Source organism: Xanthomonas sp. JAI131, from assembly GCF_013410075.1.
Taxonomy (GTDB): domain Bacteria; phylum Pseudomonadota; class Gammaproteobacteria; order Xanthomonadales; family Xanthomonadaceae; genus Xanthomonas_A; species Xanthomonas_A bonasiae.
The window spans coordinates 1,007,382-1,029,391 of sequence record NZ_JACCCN010000002.1; the positions used below are offsets into that span (position 1 = coordinate 1,007,382).

The 22,010-nt window shown below is 69.7% G+C and carries 18 protein-coding genes; 12 read left to right on the top strand and 6 right to left on the bottom strand.

Features of this window, described 5'->3' with window-relative positions; translation table 11 throughout:
* Positions 1 to 67 precede the first annotated feature (67 nt).
* From HDC36_RS10985 to HDC36_RS11000, 4 genes are all read left to right on the top strand, one after another.
* Positions 68 to 1,267, top strand: a complete 1,200-nt coding sequence (locus HDC36_RS10985) for a porin (protein ID WP_179567143.1) — start codon at positions 68 to 70, stop codon at positions 1,265 to 1,267.
* A gap of 126 nt (positions 1,268 to 1,393) precedes the next feature.
* Positions 1,394 to 2,719, top strand: a complete 1,326-nt coding sequence (locus HDC36_RS10990) for a CitMHS family transporter (RefSeq protein ID WP_179567145.1) — start codon at positions 1,394 to 1,396, stop codon at positions 2,717 to 2,719.
* Positions 2,720 to 2,832: 113 nt separating this feature from the next.
* Entirely contained in the window at positions 2,833 to 3,573 is a 741-nt protein-coding gene (gene phbB, locus HDC36_RS10995) for an acetoacetyl-CoA reductase (RefSeq protein WP_179567147.1), read from the top strand.
* 87 nt (positions 3,574 to 3,660) lie between these two features.
* Positions 3,661 to 4,692 (top strand): LacI family DNA-binding transcriptional regulator, encoded by a 1,032-nt coding sequence (locus HDC36_RS11000; RefSeq protein ID WP_179567149.1) that lies wholly within the window; start codon positions 3,661 to 3,663, stop codon positions 4,690 to 4,692.
* Between the two features lie 123 nt (positions 4,693 to 4,815).
* Here the strand turns inward: HDC36_RS11000 and HDC36_RS11005 are convergent, their stop codons facing one another.
* The gene (locus tag HDC36_RS11005) at positions 4,816 to 6,144 is read right to left on the bottom strand and encodes an MFS transporter (RefSeq protein WP_179567151.1); all 1,329 of its coding nucleotides are present in this window, start codon (positions 6,142 to 6,144) and stop codon (positions 4,816 to 4,818) included.
* Positions 6,145 to 6,445: 301 nt separating this feature from the next.
* Between HDC36_RS11005 and HDC36_RS11010 the strand changes: the two genes are divergently transcribed.
* The gene (locus HDC36_RS11010; RefSeq protein WP_179568030.1) at positions 6,446 to 8,893 is read left to right on the top strand and encodes a TonB-dependent receptor; all 2,448 of its coding nucleotides are present in this window, start codon (positions 6,446 to 6,448) and stop codon (positions 8,891 to 8,893) included.
* A gap of 43 nt (positions 8,894 to 8,936) precedes the next feature.
* A complete protein-coding gene (locus tag HDC36_RS11015) occupies positions 8,937 to 10,838 on the top strand; it encodes an alpha-amylase family glycosyl hydrolase (RefSeq protein WP_179567153.1) in 1,902 nt (633 codons plus the stop codon).
* Between the two features lie 456 nt (positions 10,839 to 11,294).
* Here HDC36_RS11015 and HDC36_RS11020 read toward each other — a convergent pair whose 3' ends face one another.
* The 3 genes from HDC36_RS11020 to rsgA form a co-directional block, all read right to left on the bottom strand.
* Positions 11,295 to 11,975 (bottom strand): type 1 glutamine amidotransferase domain-containing protein, encoded by a 681-nt coding sequence (locus HDC36_RS11020; protein WP_179567155.1) that lies wholly within the window; start codon positions 11,973 to 11,975, stop codon positions 11,295 to 11,297.
* A 103-nt stretch (positions 11,976 to 12,078) separates the two neighbouring features.
* Positions 12,079 to 13,332 carry a flavohemoglobin expression-modulating QEGLA motif protein gene (locus HDC36_RS11025; protein ID WP_179567157.1) on the bottom strand — a complete coding sequence of 418 codons (1,254 nt, stop codon included), beginning with the start codon at positions 13,330 to 13,332 and terminating at the stop codon, positions 12,079 to 12,081.
* A 28-nt stretch (positions 13,333 to 13,360) separates the two neighbouring features.
* Positions 13,361 to 14,476, bottom strand: coding sequence for a ribosome small subunit-dependent GTPase A (gene rsgA / locus HDC36_RS11030; RefSeq protein ID WP_179567166.1), 1,116 nt, complete (start codon positions 14,474 to 14,476; stop codon positions 13,361 to 13,363).
* A gap of 90 nt (positions 14,477 to 14,566) precedes the next feature.
* On the opposite strand from rsgA, the gene HDC36_RS11035 reads away from it, so the two are divergent.
* The 4 genes from HDC36_RS11035 (at position 14,567) to HDC36_RS23475 (ending at position 18,069) form a co-directional block, all read left to right on the top strand.
* On the top strand, positions 14,567 to 15,847 hold the full coding sequence (locus HDC36_RS11035) for a pyridoxal phosphate-dependent aminotransferase (protein WP_179567168.1): 1,281 nt from the start codon (positions 14,567 to 14,569) through the stop codon (positions 15,845 to 15,847).
* A 76-nt stretch (positions 15,848 to 15,923) separates the two neighbouring features.
* Positions 15,924 to 16,565 carry an SGNH/GDSL hydrolase family protein gene (locus tag HDC36_RS11040; RefSeq protein WP_179567170.1) on the top strand — a complete coding sequence of 214 codons (642 nt, stop codon included), beginning with the start codon at positions 15,924 to 15,926 and terminating at the stop codon, positions 16,563 to 16,565.
* Between the two features lie 60 nt (positions 16,566 to 16,625).
* Positions 16,626 to 17,297: a methyltransferase domain-containing protein gene (locus HDC36_RS11045; protein ID WP_179567172.1), complete on the top strand. Its 672-nt coding sequence runs from the start codon at positions 16,626 to 16,628 to the stop codon at positions 17,295 to 17,297.
* A gap of 112 nt (positions 17,298 to 17,409) precedes the next feature.
* A complete protein-coding gene (locus tag HDC36_RS23475; RefSeq protein ID WP_255432682.1) occupies positions 17,410 to 18,069 on the top strand; it encodes a hypothetical protein in 660 nt (219 codons plus the stop codon).
* Between the two features lie 97 nt (positions 18,070 to 18,166).
* On the opposite strand, the gene HDC36_RS11055 is transcribed toward HDC36_RS23475, so the two are convergent.
* Entirely contained in the window at positions 18,167 to 18,958 is a 792-nt protein-coding gene (locus tag HDC36_RS11055; protein ID WP_179567174.1) for a polysaccharide deacetylase family protein, read from the bottom strand.
* A 45-nt stretch (positions 18,959 to 19,003) separates the two neighbouring features.
* Between HDC36_RS11055 and grxD the strand changes: the two genes are divergently transcribed.
* Both grxD and HDC36_RS11065 read left to right on the top strand, forming a co-directional pair.
* Positions 19,004 to 19,930 carry a Grx4 family monothiol glutaredoxin gene (gene grxD / locus HDC36_RS11060; protein ID WP_179567176.1) on the top strand — a complete coding sequence of 309 codons (927 nt, stop codon included), beginning with the start codon at positions 19,004 to 19,006 and terminating at the stop codon, positions 19,928 to 19,930.
* Positions 19,931 to 20,031: 101 nt separating this feature from the next.
* Positions 20,032 to 20,922 carry a hypothetical protein gene (locus HDC36_RS11065; RefSeq protein WP_179567178.1) on the top strand — a complete coding sequence of 297 codons (891 nt, stop codon included), beginning with the start codon at positions 20,032 to 20,034 and terminating at the stop codon, positions 20,920 to 20,922.
* 126 nt (positions 20,923 to 21,048) lie between these two features.
* Here HDC36_RS11065 and HDC36_RS11070 read toward each other — a convergent pair whose 3' ends face one another.
* The gene (locus HDC36_RS11070; protein WP_179567180.1) at positions 21,049 to 21,594 is read right to left on the bottom strand and encodes a DUF924 family protein; all 546 of its coding nucleotides are present in this window, start codon (positions 21,592 to 21,594) and stop codon (positions 21,049 to 21,051) included.
* Positions 21,595 to 22,010 lie beyond the last annotated feature (416 nt).

Genomic DNA, 22,010 nt, shown 5'->3' on the forward strand with positions numbered 1-22,010 from the left:
CGCTGGCCTGCGCCTTCCGCTGCGGGCTACCGACTCATCGACGCGCTGCGCGCACCTGGGAGGGTACGTGAACCTGAAGAAATCGAGCCTGTGCGGCGCTTGCGCCTGCGCCTTGCTGTCCCTGCCCGCGCTGGCGCAAGCAGCAGATGGCGACGACGACGGCCCGGTCACCGCCGAGATCGGCGGCCGCCTGCACTGGGACTTCGCCCAGTTCGACAACGACCAGCGCGGCACGCCCAATCCCGACGATACCGAGATCCGCCGGCTGTGGATCGACGTGTCCGGCAAGTTCTTCGGCTTCGGCTACAAGGTCGAAGGCGATTTCGCCGGGCTGCAGGACGACTTCAACGGCAAGGGCATCGAGGCCAAGGACGTCTACCTGACCCGAAAGTTCGACGCCGGCACGCTGAGCGTCGGCCAGTTCAAGCAGTACTTCTCGCTGGACGACCGCACCGGCTCCAACTTCGGCCAGTTCCTGGAGCGCAGCGGCGCGGCCAGCACGCTGGCGCCGCTGTACCGCAAGGCGGTGTCGTGGCAGGCCGCCGGCAAGGACTACACCTGGGCCGCCAGCGTCTACAGCCTGGAAAGCATCGACGTGTCCAACATCAAGGGCGATGCGTTCGGCGGCCGCGGCACCTGGGCGCCGGGCGCGCGCGATGGCGACGTGCTGCACCTGGGCCTGTCGCTGGCGCACGAGCGCTACGACCACCCCGGCGCCAACGGCGCGCCTGCCTTGAGCATCCGCCCGCGTCCGGCCGGCCATCTGTCCGACGACAGCCGCATCACCCTGGTGCGCTTCGCCGACGGCCGCGATACCGACGTGGACAAATGGTCGCTGGAGTACGCGCAGGTGCGCGGCCCGCTGTCGTGGCAGGGCGAATTCAGCGGCGGCCTGTTCGACGATGGCGCGCAGCGTGCGCAAGTGCTGTCCGCCTATGGTTTCGTCAGCTGGTTCGCGACCGGCGAATCGCGCCGCTACGACAGCAAGACCGGACGCTTCACCCGCATCAAGCAGGTCAACAACCCGCGCGGCGCGTTCGAACTGGCGCTGCGCTACGACCGCATGTGGGGCACCCAGCACCTGGACGGCCATGCGGACTTCCTCGACGCCTCCACCGCGTCGTGGACGCTGGCCGGCAACTGGTACCTCAAGCCGAACCTGCGCCTGATGCTGAACCTGATCGACAGCCGCAACCGCGACCACTTGGCCGGCACCACGCTCGACCACACCCGCGCGATCACCGGCCGCTTCCAGTACGACTTCTGAGAGCCGGGATTGGGGAATCGCAAAGGCGGGATTACGCGACTTGATGCGTTGTCGGCTTGCGGTCTACGGCTGCCCTGTCCTGCTGTCGGGTTCGATTTTTTCCATGCACCACCCTGAGGAACTCACATGCTGACCGCGCTCGGTTTCGGAATGGTCATCACCTTCATGTACCTGATCATGAGCAAGCGGCTGTCGCCGCTGGTCGCCTTGATCATCGTGCCGATCGCCTTCGCGCTGGCCGGCGGCTTCGGCACCGGCATCAACGAGATGATGCTGGAAGGGATCAAGAAGATCGCGCCGACCGGCGTGATGCTGATGTTCGCGATCCTGTACTTCGGGGTGATGATCGACGCCGGCCTGTTCGATCCGCTGGTGCGGCGCATCCTGCGCCTGGTCAAGGGTGACCCGATGAAGATCGTGGTCGGCACCGCGGTGCTGGCGCTGCTGATCTCGCTCGACGGCGACGGCTCCACCACCTACATGATCACCGTGTCGGCGATGCTGCCGCTGTACCGGCGCATCGGCATGAACGCGCTGAACCTGACCTGCGTGACCATCCTCGCCGGCGGGGTGATGAACCTGACCCCGTGGGGCGGGCCGACCGCGCGCGCGGCCACCGCGCTGCACGTGGACCCGGCCGACGTGTTCGTGCCGCTGGTGCCGGCGATGGCGCTGGCGATCGCCGGCATCCTGGTGCTGGCCTGGTACCTGGGCATGCAGGAGCGGCGCCGCCTCGGCGTGGCCGCGCTGCCGGGCGACACCTGGATGGACAGCAGCGTGGCCGACGACGGCGATGCGCTGCCGACCGTGGAAGACGCCGAGGACATCAAGCGGCCGAAGCTGCTGTGGGTGAACCTGGTGCTGACCCTGGCGCTGATGGCGGCGCTGGTGGTCGGCGTGCTGCCGATGCCGGTGCTGTTCATGATCGGCTTCGCGCTGGCGCTGCTGATCAACTATCCGAACCTGGCCGAGCAGCGCCGGCGCCTGGTCAACCATGCCGGCAACGTGCTGTCGGTGGTGTCGCTGATCTTCGCCGCCGGCGTGTTCACCGGCATCCTCTCCAATACCGGCATGGTCGAAGCGATGTCGCGCAGCTTCCTGGCAGTGATTCCCGATGCCTGGGGCCCGTACCTGGCGGTGATCACCGCGCTCGCCAGCATGCCGTTCACCTTCTTCATGTCCAACGACGCGTTCTACTTCGGCGTGCTGCCGATCCTGTCCGAAGCGGCCAGCCACTACGGCATCACCCCGGTGGAAATGGCGCGCGCCTCGCTGGCCGGGCAGCCGGTGCACCTGCTCAGCCCGCTGGTGCCATCCACCTATCTGCTGGTCGGCCTGGCCAAGGTCGATTTCGCCGACCACCAGCGTTTCACCATGAAGTGGGCGGTGCTGGTGTCGTTGCTGTTGATGGGCGGCGGATTGTTGTTCGGCCTCTTTCCGCTGGCGAGCTGACCGCCGCCCGGGATTGGGAATTCGGGAGTGGGGATTCGTAACAGCCCAGGCCCGCTCCGCTTGTCCAATCCCGAATCCCCACTCCCGAATCCCAACTCCGAAGGAGTTCTTCCATGACTCTACGAATCGCCTACGTCACCAGCGGCATGGGCAGCATCGGTACCGCGATCTGCCAGAAGCTGGCGCGCAACGGACATACCGTGGTCGCCGGCTGCGGACCCAATTCGCCGCGCAAGTCGGCGTGGCTGCGCGAGCAGCGCGAGTTGGGCTTCGACTTCGTTGCCTCCGAAGGCAACGCCACCGACTGGGACTCCACCGTCGCCGCGTTCGCCAAGGTCAAGGCCGAGGTCGGCGAGATCGACGTGCTGGTCAACAACGCCGGCGGCAGCCGCGACACCTTGTTCCGGCAGATGAGCCGCGAGGATTGGCAGGCGGTGATCGCCAGCAATCTGAACTCGCTGTTCAACATCACCAAGCAGGTGGTGGACGGCATGACCACGCGCGGCTGGGGCCGCATCGTCAACATCGGCGCGGTCAGTGCGCAGAAGGGCCAGATCGGGCAGATCAACTACGCCACCGCCAAGGCCGCAATGCAGGGCTTCAGTCGCGCGCTGGCGCAGGAAGTGGCCTCGCGCGGGGTGACCGTCAACACGGTGTCGCCCGGCTACATCGCCAGCGCCTCGATCAGCAGCTTTCCGCCGGACGTGCTCGACCGCCTGGCGACCTCGGTGCCGCTGCGCCGGCTCGGCAAGCCCGAGGAAGTGGCCGCGCTGTGCGGCTGGCTGACCTCCGACGAAGCGGCCTACGTCACCGGCGCCGACTATGCGGTCAACGGCGGCTTGCACATGGGCTAGGCCGGCGCTGCCTCACGGGTTGGCGCCCGCATCGCAGCGGCTGGCATACACTGCCGATTCCGCTCCCTGCGCCAGCGCCGACATCGCATGCCCGACAAACCCGACCGCGCCGCACCGGGCGCGCGCCTGCAGATGGCCGACATCGCGCGCATGGCCGGCGTGTCCGAATCCACCGTCTCGCGCGCGCTGGCCGACAACCCGGTGGTCGCCCGGCGCACGCGCGCCTATATCAAGCAACTGGCCAGCGAGGCCGGCTATCGCGTCGATCTGGCCGCGCGCAGCCTGCGTTCGCGGCGCTCCAACATCGTCTGCGTCGCGGTGCCGCTGATGCACGCGCATGAGCAGCCGCTGTCGGATCCGTTCATGATGACCATGCTGGCGCTGCTCGCCGATGCGCTGACCGCGCGCGGGTACAGCATGCTGTTGTCCAAGCTGGACCGGCACCAGGACCATTGGGTCGAAGACCTGGCGCGCGGCAGCCGCGCCGACGGCGTGATCATGCTCGGGCAAAGTTCCGAGCATGCCGCGCTCGACGCCGCCGCGCGCGGCGGCCTGCCGATGGTGGTGTGGGGCAGCCGCATCGACGGCCAGGCCTACGTCAGCATCGGCAGCGACAACCTGCGCGGCGGCGAGCTGGCCACCGCGCACCTGATCGAGACCGGCCGCCGCCGCATCGCCTTCCTCGGCGACGAGCAGTTGCCGGAGGTGGCGCCGCGCTTCGCCGGCTACCGGCGCATGCTCGAGCACCACGGCCTGGAGTTCGATCCGCGGCTACATGCGCGCAGCCACTTTCTCAGCGAAGACGCCTACCGGTTGACGCGGGCCATGTTGAAGAAGACCGATCCGCCCGACGCGGTGTTCGCCGCCTCCGACGTGATCGCGCTCGGCGCGATCCGCGCGCTGACCGAGGCCGGCCACCGCGTGCCGCAGGACATCTCGCTGGTCGGCTTCGACGACATTCCGCTGGCGTCCTACAGCCAGCCGCCACTGACCACGGTGCGCCAGGACCTGGCGCAGGCGGCGACGCTGCTGGTGGATGGCGTGCTCGGCCTGATCGAAGGGCAACCGCTGCAATCGGTGGAACTGGCGGTGAGCCTGGTGGTGCGCGATTCGGCGTGAAGGGCCGGGATTGGGGAGTCGGGATTGGGGATTCGCAAGAGCGGGACGTGCGCACTGACGCTGTACCAGCCAACCCGGTTTCTCAATCCTAGCCGCGGAATTTCAACGCGCACCGCTGCGCTTTTACGAATCCCCAATCCCGACTCCCGAATCCCGGCCCTGCCTCACCAACAGCATCGCCACCGCCGCCATCAGCATCAGCGCGCCGGCCAGGCGGATCACGTTGCGCGGATCGCCGTGCAGCAACGAGTCGTAGTACAGCGGCAAGGTCACGATCTGGATCAGCATCGGCAGCACGATGAACAGGTTGAACAGGCCCATGTACACGCCAGTGCGCTCGGGCGGGATGCTGTCGGCCAACATCAGGTACGGATTGCCCATCATGCTCGCCCAGGCCAGGCCGATGCCGATCATCGGCAACAGCAGCAGCCAGCGGTCGTGGATCACCGGCAGCAGGCACATGCCGATGCCGGCGGCGAGCAGGCATGCCGCGTGCGTGGCCTTGGGGCCGACACGGCGCGCCACCGGCACCATCGCGAACGCGGCGACGAAGGCGACGAAGTTGTAGAAGCCGCCGATCTGGCCGTTGACCAGACCGGCCTCGCGGAAGCCGTGCGAATCCGGCGCGGTGGTGCCGAACAGCGTGGTCGACAGCGACAGCACGATGTACTGCCAGTAGCAGAACATCGCATACCACTGGAACAGCATCACCGGCGCCATCTGCTTCATCGTCGGCGGCATCTGCCGCACCGCATCGGCGATCTCACGCAGCGTGGCCAACGGCCCGACCGGCGCGCCGCGCAGGCGCTCCAGTTCCAGCGGCGGCAGCACCGGCTCGCGCACGCTGCGCGCGGTGAGCAGGATCGAGGCCGCGGAGAATCCCGCGCCGATCGCGAACGCGGCGATGGTGACGTAGGGAATGTGGTGCGCATTGGCCGCGTCCTGGTTCATGCCGAACCACACCAGCAACGGAGGCGTCACATAGGCCAGGGTCTGGCCCAGGCCGGTGAACGCGCTCTGGGTGAGATAGCCGAGCGGGCGCTGGCGCGGCGCCAATACGTCGCTGACCAGGGCGCGATACGGCTCCATCGCCACGTTGTTGGCCGCGTCCAGCATCCACAGCAGGCTCACCGCCATCCATAGCGCCACGCTGAAGGGCATCAGCAGCAAGCACAGGCTGCACACCAGCGCGCCGACCACCATGTAGGGCATGCGCCGGCCCCAGCGGGTGACGGTGCGGTCGCTCAACGCGCCGACCACCGGCTGCAGCACCAGCCCGGTGATCGGCCCGGCCAGCCACAGGTACGGCAGGCTGGCGTGATCGGCGCCCAGATAGTTGTAGATCGGGCTCATGTTGCTCTGCTGCAAGCCGAAGCTGTACTGCACGCCGAAGAAGCCGGCATTGAGCGCCAGCACGCGCGACAGCGGAAGCAAGGGGCGATCGGAGCGCATGCGCATCAGCCTGACAGGAAGCCAAGGGCGCCGCGGGCGACGCGCCACGGCGGCGGAGCGCATGTTGGGATTAATGCAATCGTTTGTAACGCTGCGCTGCATCATTATTTGACTGATAAATCAGGCTTTCATCACTACAGGCGGTGACTTCCGCATTTTTTTGCGGTGCAAATTGCAATCGATTGCAAAACGCCGTATCACTGCGCCACCCCACCGCCTGTCCGGCATGGGCGTCGCGCCGGTCCACGCCTTCGCACGCCGCATGCAGGCCCTACCCGCGTCACCCCTCGCTTCGGGAGAGATAGCGATGCACCACCCTTCGATCCGCCTGCATACCCTGGCCTGGGCCGTCGCCGCGGCCCTGGCCGCCCCGGCCGCCTTCGCCCAGGACGCGGCCGCGCCTGCCGCCCAGCCCGCTTCCGCGCAGGCCGACGTGGTCAGCCTGGACTCGGTGTTCGTGACCGGCACCGCCACCGCCAAGAGCAAGCTCAAGTCCAGCGTGTCGGTCAGCACCGTCGGCGCAGAAGCCATCGAGCAATCCGCGCCGCGCTCGACCGCCGAGATCTTCCGCAACATCCCCGGCATCCGCTCCGAATCCAGCGGCGGCGAAGGCAACGCCAACATCGCGGTGCGCGGCCTGCCGGTGGCCTCCGGCGGCGCCAAGTTCCTGCAGCTGCAGGAAGACGGGCTGCCGGTGCTGGAATTCGGCGACATCGCCTTCGGCAATGCCGACATCTTCCTGCGCGCCGACTACAGCCTGGAGCGCATCGAGGCGATCCGCGGCGGCTCGGCCTCGACCTTCGCCAGCAACTCGCCCGGCGGCATCATCAACTTCATCAGCAAGACCGGCGACACCGCCGGCGGCAGCGTCGGCCTCAGCCGCGGCCTCGGCCGCTTCGACAACACGCGCCTGGACTTCGACTACGGCGCGCCGTTCGCCGAGCACTGGCAGTTCAACGTCGGCGGCTTCTACCGCCGCGGCGACGGCGTGCGCGACGCCGGCTACGCCACCGACAAGGGCGGCCAGCTCAAGGCCAACCTGACCCGGCTGTTCGACAACGGCTACGTCCGCGTCTACGCCAAGTACCTCAACGACCGCGCCGCCGCCTATACCCCCGTGCCGACCCTGGTCAGCGGCAGCGACGGTTCGCCGCACTTCCACGATGTGGGCAGCTTCGACCCGGGCCGCGATACCCTGTACAGCCCGTATTTCCGCAGCAGCAACAGCCTGGACGGCAGCAACCGGCTCACCCGCGTCGACCTCGGCGACGGCATGCATCCGGTGTCGCGCGCGATCGGCGCCGAGGCGCAGTTCGACATCGGCGGCGGCTGGACGCTGACCGACAAGTTCCGCATCGCCGACACCTCCGGCCGCTTCGTCTCGCCGTTCCCGGCCGAAGTGGCCGACGCCGCCAGCCTGGCGGCGCAGATCGGTGGCGCCGGCGCGACGCTGCGCGATGCCGACGGCCAGACCTACAGCGGCCAGGCGGTGCGCACCCACCTGTTCAACACCCGGATCAACGACCTCGGCAACGCGGTCAACGATCTGAGCCTGGCGCGCGACTTCGGCAACGGCGATGGAGGCAACGTCAACCTCAAGGCCGGCCTGTACAGCTCGCGCCAGGTCATCGACATGGACTGGACCTGGAATTCCTACGTGCAGTCGGTGTCCAGCCGTTCGCGCCTGCTCGACGTGGTCGCCGCCGACGGCAGCCTGCTCTCGCAGGACGGGCTGTACGCCTACGGCGTGCCGTACTGGGGCACCGACAACACCCGCCATTACGACGTGCGCTACACCATCAACGCCCCGTACGTGGCGCTGGGCTGGGACCAGGGCCCGCTGAGCGTGGACGCCAGCGTGCGCTACGACATGGGCCGGGCACGCGGCAACACCGCCGGCGGGCTGCTGGTCGACAATCTCGACGTCGATGGCGACGGGATCATCCAGGCGCCGGAACGCAGCGTGGCGACGATCGACTACGCCAACCGCAAGCCGGTGGACTACGACTGGAACTACCTGTCGTACTCGCTCGGCGGCAACTACATGCTAAACGACGACCTGGCCGCCTTCGCCCGCTACAGCCGCGGCGCGCGCGCCAACGCCGACCGCCTGCTGTTCGGCGTGGTGCGCGACGACGGCTCGGTGTCTTCCGACGAAGCGGTGAACTTCGTCAAGCAACTCGAGGGCGGCCTGAAGTGGCGCGCCGGCGGCCTGAGCGTGTTCGCCACCGTCTTCGCCGCGCGCACCCAGGAACAGAACTACGAGGCCACCAGCCAGCGCTTCTTCAACCGCACCTACAAGGCGCACGGGCTGGAGCTGGAAGCGTCCTACCGCGCCGGCGGCTTCGGCCTCAACTGCGGCGCGACCTGGACCGATGCGACCATCGACAAGGACCAGATCACCCCGGCCAACGCCGGCAACACGCCGCGCCGCCAGGCCAGGTTCGTCTGGCAGCTGACCCCCAGTTACCGCGGCGAGCGCTACGAGCTGGGGGTCAATGCGATCGGCACCAGCTCGGCCTACACCCAGGACAGCAACCAGTTGAAGATGCCCGGCTACACGCAGGTGAACCTGTTCGGCAATTACCGCGTCACCGATGCGCTGACCCTGTCGCTGAACGTCAACAACCTGTTCGACGCCTTCGGCCTGACCGAGGCCGAGGACGCGAGCATTCCGGACAATGCCATCATCCGCGCGCGCTCCATCCCCGGCCGTACCGCCAGCGTCGGCGTGCGCTACGACTTCTGACCCCCAAGGAGCCCGCCGCGCCCGCCCCCGGGCGCGGCCCATCATGAACGCTGTTGCCTCCCCCCTCCCCGATCACGCCGGCGTGCAGGCGGCCCTGGCCGCCCAGCCCGGCGCACACGCGCGCTACGGCGCCCATGGCCCGCGCCTGTTCGCCGCACTGCAGGCCCTGTACGGCGACCATCCGGACTACGCGAAATGGCTGCCGCGCTGGCTCGATGCGGTCGCCACCACCATCCGCGCACGCCCGCCGGCACTGGCCAAGCTGGACGCGGCGCGCGCGCCGGACTGGTTCGGCGACCCGTCGATGCTCGGCTACAGCGCCTACGCCGACCGCTTCGCCGGCACCCTGGCCGGGGTCGGCGAACGCGTGCCCTACCTGCAGGAACTGGGCGTGCGCTACCTGCACCTGCTGCCGTTCCTGCGCATGCGCGAAGGCGACAACGACGGCGGCTTCGCGGTCAGCGACTACGGCCAGGTCGAACCGCGACTCGGCGACAACGCCGACCTGGTCGCCCTGACCACGCGCCTGCGCGAGGCCGGCATCAGCCTGTGCGCCGACTTCGTGCTCAACCACACCGCCGACGACCATCCCTGGGCGCTGGCCGCCAAACGGGGCGACGCGCGTTACCTGGACTACTACCACCACTTCGCCGACCGCCACCTGCCCGACCGCTACGAGCGCACCTTGGGCGAGGTGTTCCCGCACACCGCGCCAGGCAACTTCACCTGGGTCGAGGACGCCCACGCGTGGCTGTGGACCACGTTCTATCCGTATCAGTGGGATCTGGACTGGAGCAACCCGGCGGTGTTCGGCGAAATGGCCCTGGCGCTGCTGCAGCTGGCAAACCTGGGCGTGGAAGTGTTCCGGCTGGATTCCACCGCCTACCTGTGGAAGCGCGAAGGCAGCGACTGCATGAACCAGCCCGAGGCGCACACCATCCTGCAGGCGCTGCGCGCGCTGACCGACATCGCCGCACCCGCGGTGCTGCTGAAGGCCGAGGCGATCGTGCCGATGGCGCAGCTGCCACCCTACTTCGGCGAAGGCGACGCACGCGGCCACGAATGCCAGTTGGCCTACCACAGCACGCTGATGGCGGCCGCCTGGGTGGCGCTGGCCGAACAGCGCGGCGACATCGTGCAGGGCGCGATCGCGCAGACGCCGGCGTTGCCGCCGGCCTGCGCGTGGCTGAGCTACGTGCGCTGCCACGACGACATCGGCTGGAACGTGCTGCGCCACGAAGCGGACGGCGGCGACGGCGGCGTGCCGTTCGATCTTGCGCAGGCCGCACGCTTCTTCGCCGGCGGCGTGCCGGGCAGCTACGCGCGCGGCGAAGCGTTCCAGAGCAGCGGCGACGGCGTGCACGGCAGCAACGGCATGAGCGCTGCGCTGGTCGGCATCGAAGCGGCGCTGGCCGACGGCGATGCCGACGCCCTGGAGCTGGGGATCCGGCGCCTGCTGCTGCTGTATGCGGTGGCGTTGGCGATGCCGGGCATCCCGCTGCTGTACATGGGCGACGAACTGGCGCTGGGCAACGACGCGAGCTATCGCAACGACCTGCTGCGCCGCCACGAAGGCCGTTGGTTGCACCGTCCGGTCATGGACTGGGAGCGCGCGGCGCGGCGCGACGACCAAGGCCGCCTTCCCGGCCAGGTCTACACCCGCCTGCGGCGGCTGATCGCCGCGCGTGCGGCCACTGCCGCCTTGGCCGCCGGGCAACCGCTGCGGGCGTTGCCGCTGGGCAATTCGGCCTTGCTCGGGATCGCCCGCGGCGCAGACTTCGTCGCGGCCTACAATTTCAGTGCACAACCGGTGGCGGTGGACCGCAGTGCGTTGGGCCCTGGCGAATGGCAGGCCATCGCCGACGGCGGACGCGACGCGATCACGCTGCAGGAATGGGACGGCACCTTGCCGGCCTACGGCCTGCGCTGGTGGCGGCGCGGCTGAGCGCGGAGCACGTTCTGGCGACGCCACGGACTGGCGAAAGCGCTGCGCGGGAGCAGCGCTTTCGAGGACCAGACCGCGGACGCACGGGGCCGCAGCCGCGATCCGGCTCCGCTGCAGTCGGGACTGAAGTCCCTCCCACAAAACGCAGCGATGCCTGCGCGGCAACGCGCCTGTGTAGGAGCGGCTTCAGCCGCGACAAACGAAGCCGCGGCCTGGCCGATCCCGGAAGCGCTCGGGACTGAAGTCCCTCCTACAGAAAAGACGGGCATGGCATGCATCGCCCATTGCCCTTGTGGGAGCGACTTCAGTCGCGACGAACGAAGCAACAACCTGGCTGATTCCGAAAGCAGCCGGGACCGAAGTCCCCTCCTACAGAAGGCCGGTGCCTTGCCTTGCCCTCAAGGCAGCATTGCGACACGCACCCGGCATCCGCCGAAAGCCGCGCGCCGCCAGCACTTACTTGCCCACCAAGCCCAGCAACGCCTTGGCTGCATCCTCGGACGACGCCGGGTTCTGGCCAGTGACCAGGCGCCCATCCACCACCACGTGCACGCCCCAGTCGGCGCCCTTCTCGTACAAGCCGCCCAGCCGCTGGAACTCGTCCTCGATCAGGAACGGCACCACGTCGGTCAACCCGACCGCCGCTTCCTCGCCATTGGTGAAACCGGTGACACGGCGGCCCTTGACCAGCGGCGCGCCATCGGCGGCGGTGACCCGGCGCAGCGCGCCCGGCGCATGGCAGACGAAACCGATCGGCTTGCCGGCGCGCTCGAACGCCTCGATCAGCGCGATCGACGTGCGGTCCTCGGCCAGGTCCCACAGCGGGCCATGGCCACCGGGGTAGAACACGCTGTCGTAGTCGGCCATCTGCACGTCGGCCAGCGGCCGCGTGCTCGCCAGTTGTTGCCGCGCATCGACATCGGCCTTGAAGCGCTGCGTGGCCGCGGTCTGCGCATCGGCCGCGTCGCTCTTCGGGTCCAGCGGCGGTTGCCCGCCCTTGGGCGAGGCCAGCGTGATCTCGGCGCCGGCATCCTTGAACACGTAGTACGGCGCGGCGAATTCCTCCAGCCAGAAGCCGGTCTTGTGGCCGGTGTCGCCGAGGCGGTCGTGCGAGGTCAGCACCATCAGGATCTTCATGCGGATGTCCTTTTTGAGGGGAAATGGCGGCCATGCGCTGCAGGCCAGGCGCGCAGTATCGGCACGCGCGCATTCGCGGCAGGTGAGCGCGACGCGGCGGCGTTCAGGCGCCTTCGGCGCTGTCCAGCTGATCCATGCGGATGCGGTTGGCGAACAGCGAGAACGCCAGCATGCCGGCCAGGCCGCTGGCGCGCGCGACCCAGTTCGGCAACCAGCGCGGCGGCGCCAGCACGCCGGCCTCGAACAGCGGCGCGAACGCGACCACGTCCTCTAGCGCCATCTTGCCGGCGAACAGCCAGCGGCACAGCGGCAGGCGATCGCGCTGCAAGGCCTGGCGGAAGAAGGTGTGCACCGACACCAGCCCGCGCAGGTACACGGTGTCCTTGGTGAAGGCGGCGCCGCCGCCGGTCGGCACGCCGCGGAACACCCGCTGCGCCGAGGAAAAGCTCTCCGCCGGCGACTGCCCGGCCGCATCGAAATAGCGGAACACCTCGACGAAATCGGCACCGCCGCGCGCCAGCGCGATCGCCTCGATGCGTAGGCTGATCCGCTTCATGCGTTCGATGTCGATGCTGCCGGTGATCTGCTCGGCGAAGGTCGCCAGCCCCTCCTGTGTGGCGGTGACCCGCGGCGACGACAGGGCCAGGCTCGGCAGATGCGCCTGCTCGCGGCCGTTGAGCGCGGTCAGCGAATGCACCAGCGCCTCGTGGTGGAACAGCTGCGCGCGGTCGTAGTCGCTGAACGAGGCGCCGGAGCGCAGGCGGATGCGGTGCGCGCCGGCCGCGGCCTTGGCCAGCAACTCCGGATCCAGTTCCACCGCGATCACCCGCGCGCCGAAGAATTCGTCCAGGTCCTGCTGCAGTTGCAGGCGCAGCGCCGTCGCCGACACCGGCACCTGCTCTTCCGCCGACAGCAGTTCGCGATCCAGCTCCTGCGCGATCCGGATGAAGTGGCCGGCGGCATCGCGGGTGGTCGGACCATGCCCGGGCATCGGATCCTCGGGCACGCCGAACAGCTGCGCCGAGTACGTGCCGACCGCCGGTGTGCCCAGGGACTCGAGCAACGCCGCGGCCAGGTCCCAGCTATGCGCGGAGGCTTGCAGATACGCGCCCAGCGGATGCGTCGAATCGGCTCCCTGCGCGATCGCCGCCAACTCGCGGCGCGTGTCGGCGAAATCCAGCCGCGGGTACTGCACCTGCGGCAGCTGCGGCTGGCCGCGCGCCACGCTGTCCAGGAACGGCGCCTGCACCGCCGCCGGCCAGCTCGCCAGCGCCAGCAGGCGGATGCCGCGCACCGCCTTGACCAGGCGCGCATCCAGCGCGGCGTGGTGCAGGATCTCGGCAGGCAGCGCGGTCATCGCAAGCGTGATGGGCGGACGCGGCCGGTCAGCGGCGCTGGTTGCGCGGCGTCGGCCGCTTGCCGCCGGGCTTGCCCGCGCCGGGCCGGCCCGACCTGGCGGCGTCCGCGTTCTGCGCCTGGCGTTGCGCCAGCTTGCTGGCGGCGCCGGCGACTTCGTCGCGCAGCTTCATGTAGTTGGCCAGCCGCGCCTCCTCGATGTCGCCACGCTCGATCGCCGCCTGCACCGCACAGCCCGGTTCGGCCTGGTGCGCGCAATCGTTGAAGCGGCACTGCGCGGCCAGCGCCTCGATGTCGGCGAACCCGCCCTCGGCCAGGTCTTCCTCGCCGGTGGGCTTGAGCTCGCGCATGCCCGGCGTGTCGATCAGGCAGGCCCCGGACGGCAGCGGCAGCAGCGCCCGGTGGGTGGTGGTGTGGCGGCCGCGCGAATCGTTCTCGCGCACCGCCGCGGTGCGCATCTTCTGCACCCCGAGCAAGGTGTTGGTGAGCGTGGACTTGCCGGCGCCGGACGAGCCGACCAGTACCGCCGTGCGCCCGGCGCCCAGCCACGGCCGCAGCGCCGCCACGCTGTCGGGGTCCTTGGCGTTGACGGTCAGCAGCGGAATCGACTGCGCGGCCAACTCCTCCAGCACCGCCAGCGCATCGTCGGCGTACTCGGTGAGATCGGCCTTGGTCAGGATCACCACCGGCTCGGCACCGCCGCCGCCGACCAGCAGCAGGTAGCGCTCGATGCGCCGCGGATTGAAGTCCGCATCCAGGCCGCAGACGATGAACACCGTATCGATGTTGGCCGCGATCACCTGCTGGTGATAGTGCTCGCCGGCCGCGCCGCGCTTGATCGCGGTACGCCGCGGCAGCAGCGCCACGATGCGCTTGTCGTCCTCCAGCAGCACCCAGTCGCCGACCGCGGCGCGCTCGTGGCTGGGGAAGCGCGGCCGCTGCCATTCCGGCAGCGACTCGACCTTGAAGCCGGCATCCACCGCATCGGCCACCACGTAGCCGGTGCGGTGCTGCTCGCTGACCCGCGCCGGCCGCGCCAGCGGGTGCGCGGCCATCGCCGCCAGCCAGGCCGGTTCTTCCGGCATGCCGGGCCAGGGCCAGCCGATGGGGCGCAGCGCGTCGAAGTCGATCTGGGGGGAAGTCATGAGCGGATTCTAGACGGTGCGGGCCCCGGGCCGGCCGCCGTGTCACATTTCCGTTACCATGCCGGTTCCACGCCCCCACCGGCCTATGCGATGCCCACCCTGCCGATCAAGCCGCTCGCGATCCGCGAACGCCTGTCCGAAGTCCGCTACGAGATCCGCGGCGAACTGGCGCGGCGAGCCCGGGAGCTGGAGGCGCAGGGGCGCAAGCTGATCAAGCTCAACATCGGCAATCCCGGCGCGTTCGGGTTCCGCGCGCCGGAGCACCTGCAGCGCGCGATCGCCGACGACATGGGCCGCACCGATCCCTATACCCACCAGCAGGGCCTGCCGGAGGCGCGCGAGGCGATCGCCGCCGCCTATGCGCGGCGCCAGCACCCGGACGCGCATCCGGACCGCATCTTCATCGGCAACGGGGTCAGCGAGCTGATCGACCTGTCGCTGCGCGCCCTGCTCAACCCGGGCGACGAAGTGCTGGTGCCCTCGCCCGACTACCCGCTGTGGTCGGCCGCCACCATCCTCAACGACGGCCGCCCGGTCTATTACCGCTGCGCGCCGGAGAACGGCTTCCAGCCCGACCCGGTGGAGATCGAGACGCTGGTCTCCTCGCGCACCCGCGCCATCGTGCTGATCAATCCGAACAATCCCAGCGGCGCCAGCTATTCGCGCGAGCTGCTGGAGAAGATCGTGGCGATCGCGGCCAAGCACAACCTGCTGCTGATGGTCGACGAGATCTACGACCAGGTGCTGTACGACGGCGCCGACTTCGTGCCGGTCGCGCCGCTGGCCGGCGAGCACCCGTGCATCAGTTTCGGCGGCCTGAGCAAGGTGCACCGCGCCTGCGGCTGGCGGGTGGGCTGGGCGCTGCTGTCCGGCGCCGCCGAGCGCGTCACCGAGTTCCGCAACGCGATGGACCTGCTCGGTGCGCTGCGCCTGTGCGCGAACGTGCCGGGCCAGTACGCGATCGACGCCGCGGTCAACGGCCCGGACACGATCTCGCCGCTGTGCGCGCCGGGCGGGCGCCTGTACGAAACCCGCCGCGCGGTGGTCGAGGCCTGCGCGGCAAGCGAGCACCTGGCGCTGGTGCAGCCGGCCGGCGCGTTGTACGCGTTCCCGGCGGTGGTCGGTGCGGCCGCGCGCAATTTCGACGACCACGACTTCGCCCTGGAGCTGATGAACGACGAGGGCGTGCTGGTGGTGCCCGGTTCCAGCTTCAACGTGCCCTATCGCCACCATTTCCGCGTGACCCTGTTGCCGGAAGCGGCGGTGATGCGCGAAGTGTTCGCGCGCATCGACCGGGTGCTGGCGCGCCGCGCCGACGCGGCGACCAAGGTGGTGCCGCTGAAGCCGCGCAGTGTGGCTGGGGGGCGGTGAATCGGGAATGGGCAAAGCGTGAAGCGTTGCTGCGATTTCCGGCGCCTGTGACCCGGCCGTTTTCGGTGCCGTCGCGATGAGCCAGGTCAGCTTCGCCACGCTCCACCATGCCCCGCTGCGCTATCTGGCGCTGGGCGATTCCTACACGATCGGCGAAGGCGTGGCCGACAGCGGGCGCTGGCCGATGCAACTGGCCGCGGCGCTGCGCCACGACGGTTTCGCCATCGCCGATCCGCAGATCGTCGCCACCACCGGCTGGACCACCGACGAACTCGCTGCCGGCATCGATGCGGCCGCGCCGCAGGGTCCGTTCGCGCTGGTGACGCTGCTGATCGGGGTCAACAACCAGTACCGCGGACGCACGCTCGAGGAGTACCGCGAACAGTTCGCCGCGCTGCTGCAACGCGCGATCGGCTTTGCCGACGGCCAGCCGCGGCGAGTGCTGGCGGTGTCGATCCCGGACTGGGGCGTGACCGCGTTCGCGCAGCCGCCCGCACACGATCCGGTCCTGATCGGCACGCAGATCGATGCATTCAATGCCGCCGCACAGGCGTGCTGCCAGGCGCGTGCGGTGCGCTTCGTCGACATCACCGCGGCCAGCCGCGATGGCGGCGGCAGCGCCGCGATGCTCGCCGCCGACGGCCTGCATCCGTCGGCGGCGATGTATGCGCGCTGGACCGGCCTGCTGTTGCCTGCGGCGCGCGATGCGTTAGCCTAGCGGAGTACGACGCCCCGCTGCCAAGGACCGACATTGCGCGACGCCAGCACCATCCAGCCCATGACCCGACCGCAGGCCCTGGCCATCGCCCGCGCCTTCCTGCCGACGCACCCGCTCGGCAATCGCTACGACTACTACTACACCCGCACCAAGCTGCGCACCGATCCGCTCTACCCTGGCGTGCTCGCCGCGCTGCGCGGCACCGACGCCCCGATTCTGGACCTGGGCTGCGGCCTGGGTCTGCTCGCGCATGCGCTGCGCGCCGACGGCCAGCGGCAGCGCTACCACGGCGTGGACATCGACGCGGCGAAGATCCGCCGCGCGATCAATATCGCCACGCGCAGCGCACTGCACGGCGCCCGCTTCGACGTGGTCGATCTCGGCCAGGCCTGGCCAGACCACAGCGGCAGCGTCGCGATCCTGGACGTGCTGCAGTACCTCGATGCGGCCATGCAGGCCAACCTGATCCGCAGCGTGGCGAAGATGCTCACGCCCGGCGCCAAGCTGGTGATCCGCAGTGGCCTGGGCGATGCCAGCGGCCGCGGCCGCACCAGCCGCGTCACCGACGTGCTCGCGCACCTCGCCGGCTGGATGCAGGAAGTGCCCAAGTGCTATCCCACCCGCGACAGCCTGGAACGCCAGCTCGGCGACGCCGGGTTGCGCGCCACGTTCGCGCCGCTGTACGGCAACACCCCGTTCAACAACTGGCTGATCGTGGCCGAACCGCACTGACGCGGCCGCCCACGCGCCTCCCTGGCTCGGAATACACCGCACAGCGCCGTTTCCACATTGCATGCAATGCCGTCGCCAGACGCCTGGCGCGGAAACGCTGTGCATCGTTTGCGTGCACGCATTGCAGCTCGGGTCCGCACCGCATTTCCACGGCCACCGGCAGCGGGCAAGGCGCGCGACGTCTATACTGCCGCGCCGTCGCTGGCGCATCGCCAGCACCGCTCGGATTGCACCGATCGATGCAACGCTCGGCAAGCTGCGGCGTCGCGCCCAATCCAGTGCGAACGCGCCGACCGGCCTAGCCGGATCCGCATCCGCGAGCGCTGCGCTGGCAGCGCATGCCGACGCGGCAAGCGCCGCGCACGCAAGCCGCATCACGCTGTCCTGCGCGCATCGGCGCCGCGGCGACCTGTTCCCCCTCGGAGTTCCCATGACATCGCAAACGCTTCCTCCCTATTCCGGCCTCGGCATCGCCTCGTTCGCGGTCAGCCTGATCGCCGCGGTGCTGACGCTCGTGCTGATCGGCGTCTGCGCGGCACTGGTCTATTCCCAGCCCGACAGCCTGGACGAAGACTCGCCGCTGGCGATGCTGGTCGGCATGGCGATGATGGTCGGCGTGTTCGCCGAGTTGGCCGCCGCCGCGCTTGGCATCGGCAGCCTGTTCCAGCGCGACCGCAGGAAGCTGTACGGCGTGCTCGGCCTGATCTTTGCGATCGCGACCCTTGTCGGCGTCGCCGCGCTGATCGTGTTCGGGCTCATCCAGGGCAGCTGAGCCCGGCCGCTGGCTCGCGTCGAGAGTCCACGGGGACTGCAGTGCGGGCGTACCCGCGGGGGCGCGCGTTGGGCATCCCACTCGCGCCCGGCGCGCGCTAGCCCGGCAGGACGCTGAGCAGGCCTTTCTCGCGCATCGCCTGCAATACGCCTTCCACGATCGCCAGGTTGTGCCCATGTGCCGCACCTTCGTGCAGCAGCACGATCGCGCCGGGTGTCAGGTCGCGCGCGATGCGCGCCACGGTCGCGGCGGGATCGCAGTGCACGCCGTCGAAGCCGCGCGCGCTCCAGGCGACCCGGGTCAGGCCGTGGCGGCGCAGCGGCGCGGCGACGAACGGGTTGGTCATGCCCACCACCGAGCGGTACCAGCGCGGCGCGGTGCCGGCGATGGCGCCCAGCGCCTGCTGCGCCTGGCCGATCTCGCGCGCCATGCGCCGCGGTCCCAACGCCCAGAACCAGGCCTGCGGGTGGGTCTGGCTGTGGTTGCCGACGCCGTGGCCGCGGCGCAGGATCTCGCGCACCAGCTCCGGGCGCGCGGCGGCGCGTTCCCCGACCAGGAAGAAGGTGGCCTTGGCCTGGTGGCGGTCGAGCAGGTCCAGCAGCGGCGCGGTGTCGTCGGAGGGGCCGTCGTCGATGGTCAGCCACACCCGCGGCGCGGTGCCGGGCAGGCGGCTGAGCACCGGGGCGTACAGCCAGGCCCGTGGCAGGAACACCGGCAGCACCAGGGCCGCATGCGAGGCCAGCAGCGCCGGCAGCCCGACCCGCCAGCCCCACGCCCACCAGATCGCCGCCACCAGCACCTGCGAGGCCAGCGCCAAAGGCAGCCAGCGGTACGGGTGACGGGGGATGCGATGCAGCGTTTCCGGAACTGTCATGCCCCATGATGCCATGCGGCGTAGAATGACCGGTCCGACTCAGCGACCGAAATCACTGCCATGTCCCTCGATCCCGCCCTGCGTTCCCGCATCGAAACGCTGCTCAGTTCCAACCGCGTCGTGCTGTTCATGAAAGGCCAGCCGAGCATGCCGCAGTGCGGCTTCTCCGCCAAGGCGGTGGGTGCGCTGAACGAACTGGGCGTCGACTTCGCCCACGTCAACGTGCTGGCCGACCAGGACATCCGCGAAGGCATCAAGGCCTATGGCGACTGGCCGACGATCCCGCAGCTGTACGTGGACGGCGAACTCGTTGGCGGCAGCGACATCATCCTGCAGATGGCCGGCAGCGGCGAGCTGAGCGAACTGCTCGGCGTGCAGGCGCCGGACCGCACCCCGCCCTCGATCACCATCACCGACGCCGCCGCGGAGATGCTGCGCGGCGCGCTGGCCGATGCCCCGGGCGCGACCCTGGCGCTGGCGATCGACGCGCAGTTCCAGCCGAACTTCCAGCTGGCGCCGACCGACCCGAACGCCATCGCCGCCGAGTCCAACGGCCTGCGCGTACAGTTCGACCTGGCCAGCGCGCGCCGTGCCGAAGGCATCACCATCGACTGGGTCGACGACCTGCGCGGCCGCGGCCTGGCGATCGACAACCCGAACGCGCCCAGGCCGGTGCAGGAACTGAGCGTGCGCGACGCCGACGGCCAGGTGCGCGCCGGCGGCCTGATCCTGGTGGACGTGCGCCCGCCGGAAGAGCGCGCGATCGCGTCGGTGAACGTGCCGTTCCGCACCCTGGACGGCGACCAGCGCGCGCAGCTGGAAGCGCTGCCGAAGGACACCGCGCTGGCCTTCCTGTGCCACCACGGCGGGCGCAGCGCGCAGGCGGCCGAGCAGTTCCGCGCGCTCGGCTTCAGCCGCGTGCACAACGTGGTCGGCGGCATCGATGCCTGGGCCGACGAGGTGGACAGCAGCGTGGCGAAATACTGAGCCGGCGGCGCACGACGCAGCGGCATCACGGCGGGCGATCCAGAGGGTCGCCCGCTTTTTTTGCGATACGGTTTTTTGCGCTTCCGGGGAGGAAGCACGCCATGGCACGCGCACTGAAACGCTGGACCGCAGCACTGATCGGCCTCGCCGCCCTGCCTGCCGCCGCCGCGCCGGCCGCCGCACCACCGCCGACGGTGATCTACGTCACCCCGGTCTCGGACGAGGCGAAGGTGATGAGCTACATCCCGGTGCGCAACGCGCCGTCGGAAGAGGCCGAACTGGGCGCCTGGCGCGGGCTGAAAAAGCCGCTGCGGGTGTTCGACAACGGCGCCGAGAACGGCGTGGCGACGCCGCTGGCGTTCTCGGTCGACGACAACACCATGTGCGGCGGCGACCTGCGCGTGCGCCTGAAGACCGCGCACGGCGCTACCTTCGCTCACGATGCCCTGCTGGCCTCGTTCGACCTCAATCCCGGCCAGCGCTTCGCCCGCCGCGAGCTCGATGCCACGCAGCGGCGCGCGCTGCTGCAGGTCGTCGGCAACGATCCGTCGGTGCGCAAGCGCCTGCCTGCCGCGGCGCTGAAGCGGCTGCTGGCGCAGCTCGCCGCACCGCCGGCCGACGAGGCACCGGCACTGACCGTGATCGGCGATGCCAAGCAGCCGGGCCACGAGGTCGCCCTGGTGACCGCCAGCGTCTACGACCCGGCGCCGGCTGCGAACGCGGACGGAGCCTCGCCCAAGCTGACCACCCTGCTGGCGGTACTGGAACGCAGCGACGCCGGCTGGCGACTGCGCAAGACCCTCGCCGACTATGGTTGCGATGACTGCGAGGGGCGCAAGAACAACTATGCGCTACTGCAGTTCGCCGATATCGATGCCGACGGCACGGTCGATTTCCTGATCCAGCACAGCGGCTACGAGACCTACGGATTCTGGCTGCTGCACCTGGTGGATGGCCAATGGCGCAGTGACGACCTGGTCGGCGGCTGCTGAGCGCCAGCGCCCGCAGGAACGCTCGACACTGCCCTGTAGGAGCGGCTTCAGCCGCGACAGGTTCTATCCGTAGAGTCCGTCGCAGCTGAAGCTGCCCTGCAACAGCGCCGCCGCCGGCGCGACCACTCAACCGGCGAAGCCGCCCTCGTCCAGAAACCGCTGCTCGTCCTGCGTCGTCTCCCGCCCCAGCGCGGCATTGCGATGCGGGAAGCGGCCGAAGCGCTGGATGATGTCCTCGTGCTGCGTGGCCCACTGCAGGCTGTCGGCATCGCCGAGCGCGCTGAACAGCTCCACCGCCTCGCGCTGCAGGCCCGGATCCTCGGCGTGCTCGTACGGCAGGTAGAAGAACATGCGCAACTCCGGCTCGACCTGCTGGTCGTAGCCGGCCGCCAGCGCCCATTGCGCGTAGCGCCGCGCCAGGCCATCGGTGGCGTAGGCGTGCGCGCTGCCGCGGAAGGCGTTGCGCGGCACCTGGTCGAGCAACAGCAGCAGCGCCAGCGCGCCCTCGGCGCTGTCCATCCACGCCGCGTACTCGTCGCGCGCTGCGGCGTGATGCGCATCCAGCAAATTCTGGCGCACGTTCGCATCGAACGATTCGTTGGCGGCGAACCAGCGCTCGCGGCCGGCGCTGCGCCAGAACTCCACGACATCGCGGGGCAGGATCTCGGTCATCGCATTTCCATCGGTCGGCAATCGGCCTCTATACCCGATCCGGCGTCGGCATGCGGTGTGCGGCGAGCGATCCGTGGGCTGTCGCCGCCGCGCGATCGGCCACGCTGGCCGCGCCCGGACCATCGCTCTGCCAATCCACCCATGCCCAGCACGGCGCGTGCGGCGCGAGATCGCATCGCCGGATCGGTGCCGTCCTCCACTAACAACGGACGCATGGGGGATTGGGGATTGGGGATTGGGGATTGGGGAAAGCGTGGCAGTTCGCTGTCACCTTGAGCCACGGGCGGGTGAGCATTCGCCTGCCGACGCGCTCTGCGAATCCCCAATCCCCAATCCCGCCCCACGCCACCCGCACTTGGCAAGCGCGCCGGCTCGGGCTAGCGTGCGCAGGCGGCGCCAACGCTGCAGCCAACATC

Bases quoted from the DNA above. Each gene is read 5' to 3' on its own strand.
- HDC36_RS11065 (WP_179567178.1), top strand. From the start codon at position 20,032: ATGGCACGCGCACTGAAACGCTGGACCGCAGCACTGATCGGCCTCGCC.
- HDC36_RS11070 (WP_179567180.1), bottom strand. From the start codon at position 21,594: ATGACCGAGATCCTGCCCCGCGATGTCGTGGAGTTCTGGCGCAGCGCC.
- HDC36_RS11015 (WP_179567153.1), top strand. From the start codon at position 8,937: ATGAACGCTGTTGCCTCCCCCCTCCCCGATCACGCCGGCGTGCAGGCG.
- HDC36_RS10990 (WP_179567145.1), top strand. From the start codon at position 1,394: ATGCTGACCGCGCTCGGTTTCGGAATGGTCATCACCTTCATGTACCTG.
- HDC36_RS11005 (WP_179567151.1), bottom strand. From the start codon at position 6,144: ATGCGCTCCGATCGCCCCTTGCTTCCGCTGTCGCGCGTGCTGGCGCTC.
- HDC36_RS11040 (WP_179567170.1), top strand. From the start codon at position 15,924: ATGAGCCAGGTCAGCTTCGCCACGCTCCACCATGCCCCGCTGCGCTAT.
- HDC36_RS11045 (WP_179567172.1), top strand. From the start codon at position 16,626: ATGACCCGACCGCAGGCCCTGGCCATCGCCCGCGCCTTCCTGCCGACG.
- HDC36_RS11025 (WP_179567157.1), bottom strand. From the start codon at position 13,332: ATGACCGCGCTGCCTGCCGAGATCCTGCACCACGCCGCGCTGGATGCG.
- phbB (WP_179567147.1), top strand. From the start codon at position 2,833: ATGACTCTACGAATCGCCTACGTCACCAGCGGCATGGGCAGCATCGGT.
- HDC36_RS11020 (WP_179567155.1), bottom strand. From the start codon at position 11,975: ATGAAGATCCTGATGGTGCTGACCTCGCACGACCGCCTCGGCGACACC.
- HDC36_RS11055 (WP_179567174.1), bottom strand. From the start codon at position 18,958: ATGGCATCATGGGGCATGACAGTTCCGGAAACGCTGCATCGCATCCCC.
- HDC36_RS11035 (WP_179567168.1), top strand. From the start codon at position 14,567: ATGCCCACCCTGCCGATCAAGCCGCTCGCGATCCGCGAACGCCTGTCC.
- rsgA (WP_179567166.1), bottom strand. From the start codon at position 14,476: ATGACTTCCCCCCAGATCGACTTCGACGCGCTGCGCCCCATCGGCTGG.
- grxD (WP_179567176.1), top strand. From the start codon at position 19,004: ATGTCCCTCGATCCCGCCCTGCGTTCCCGCATCGAAACGCTGCTCAGT.
- HDC36_RS11000 (WP_179567149.1), top strand. From the start codon at position 3,661: ATGCCCGACAAACCCGACCGCGCCGCACCGGGCGCGCGCCTGCAGATG.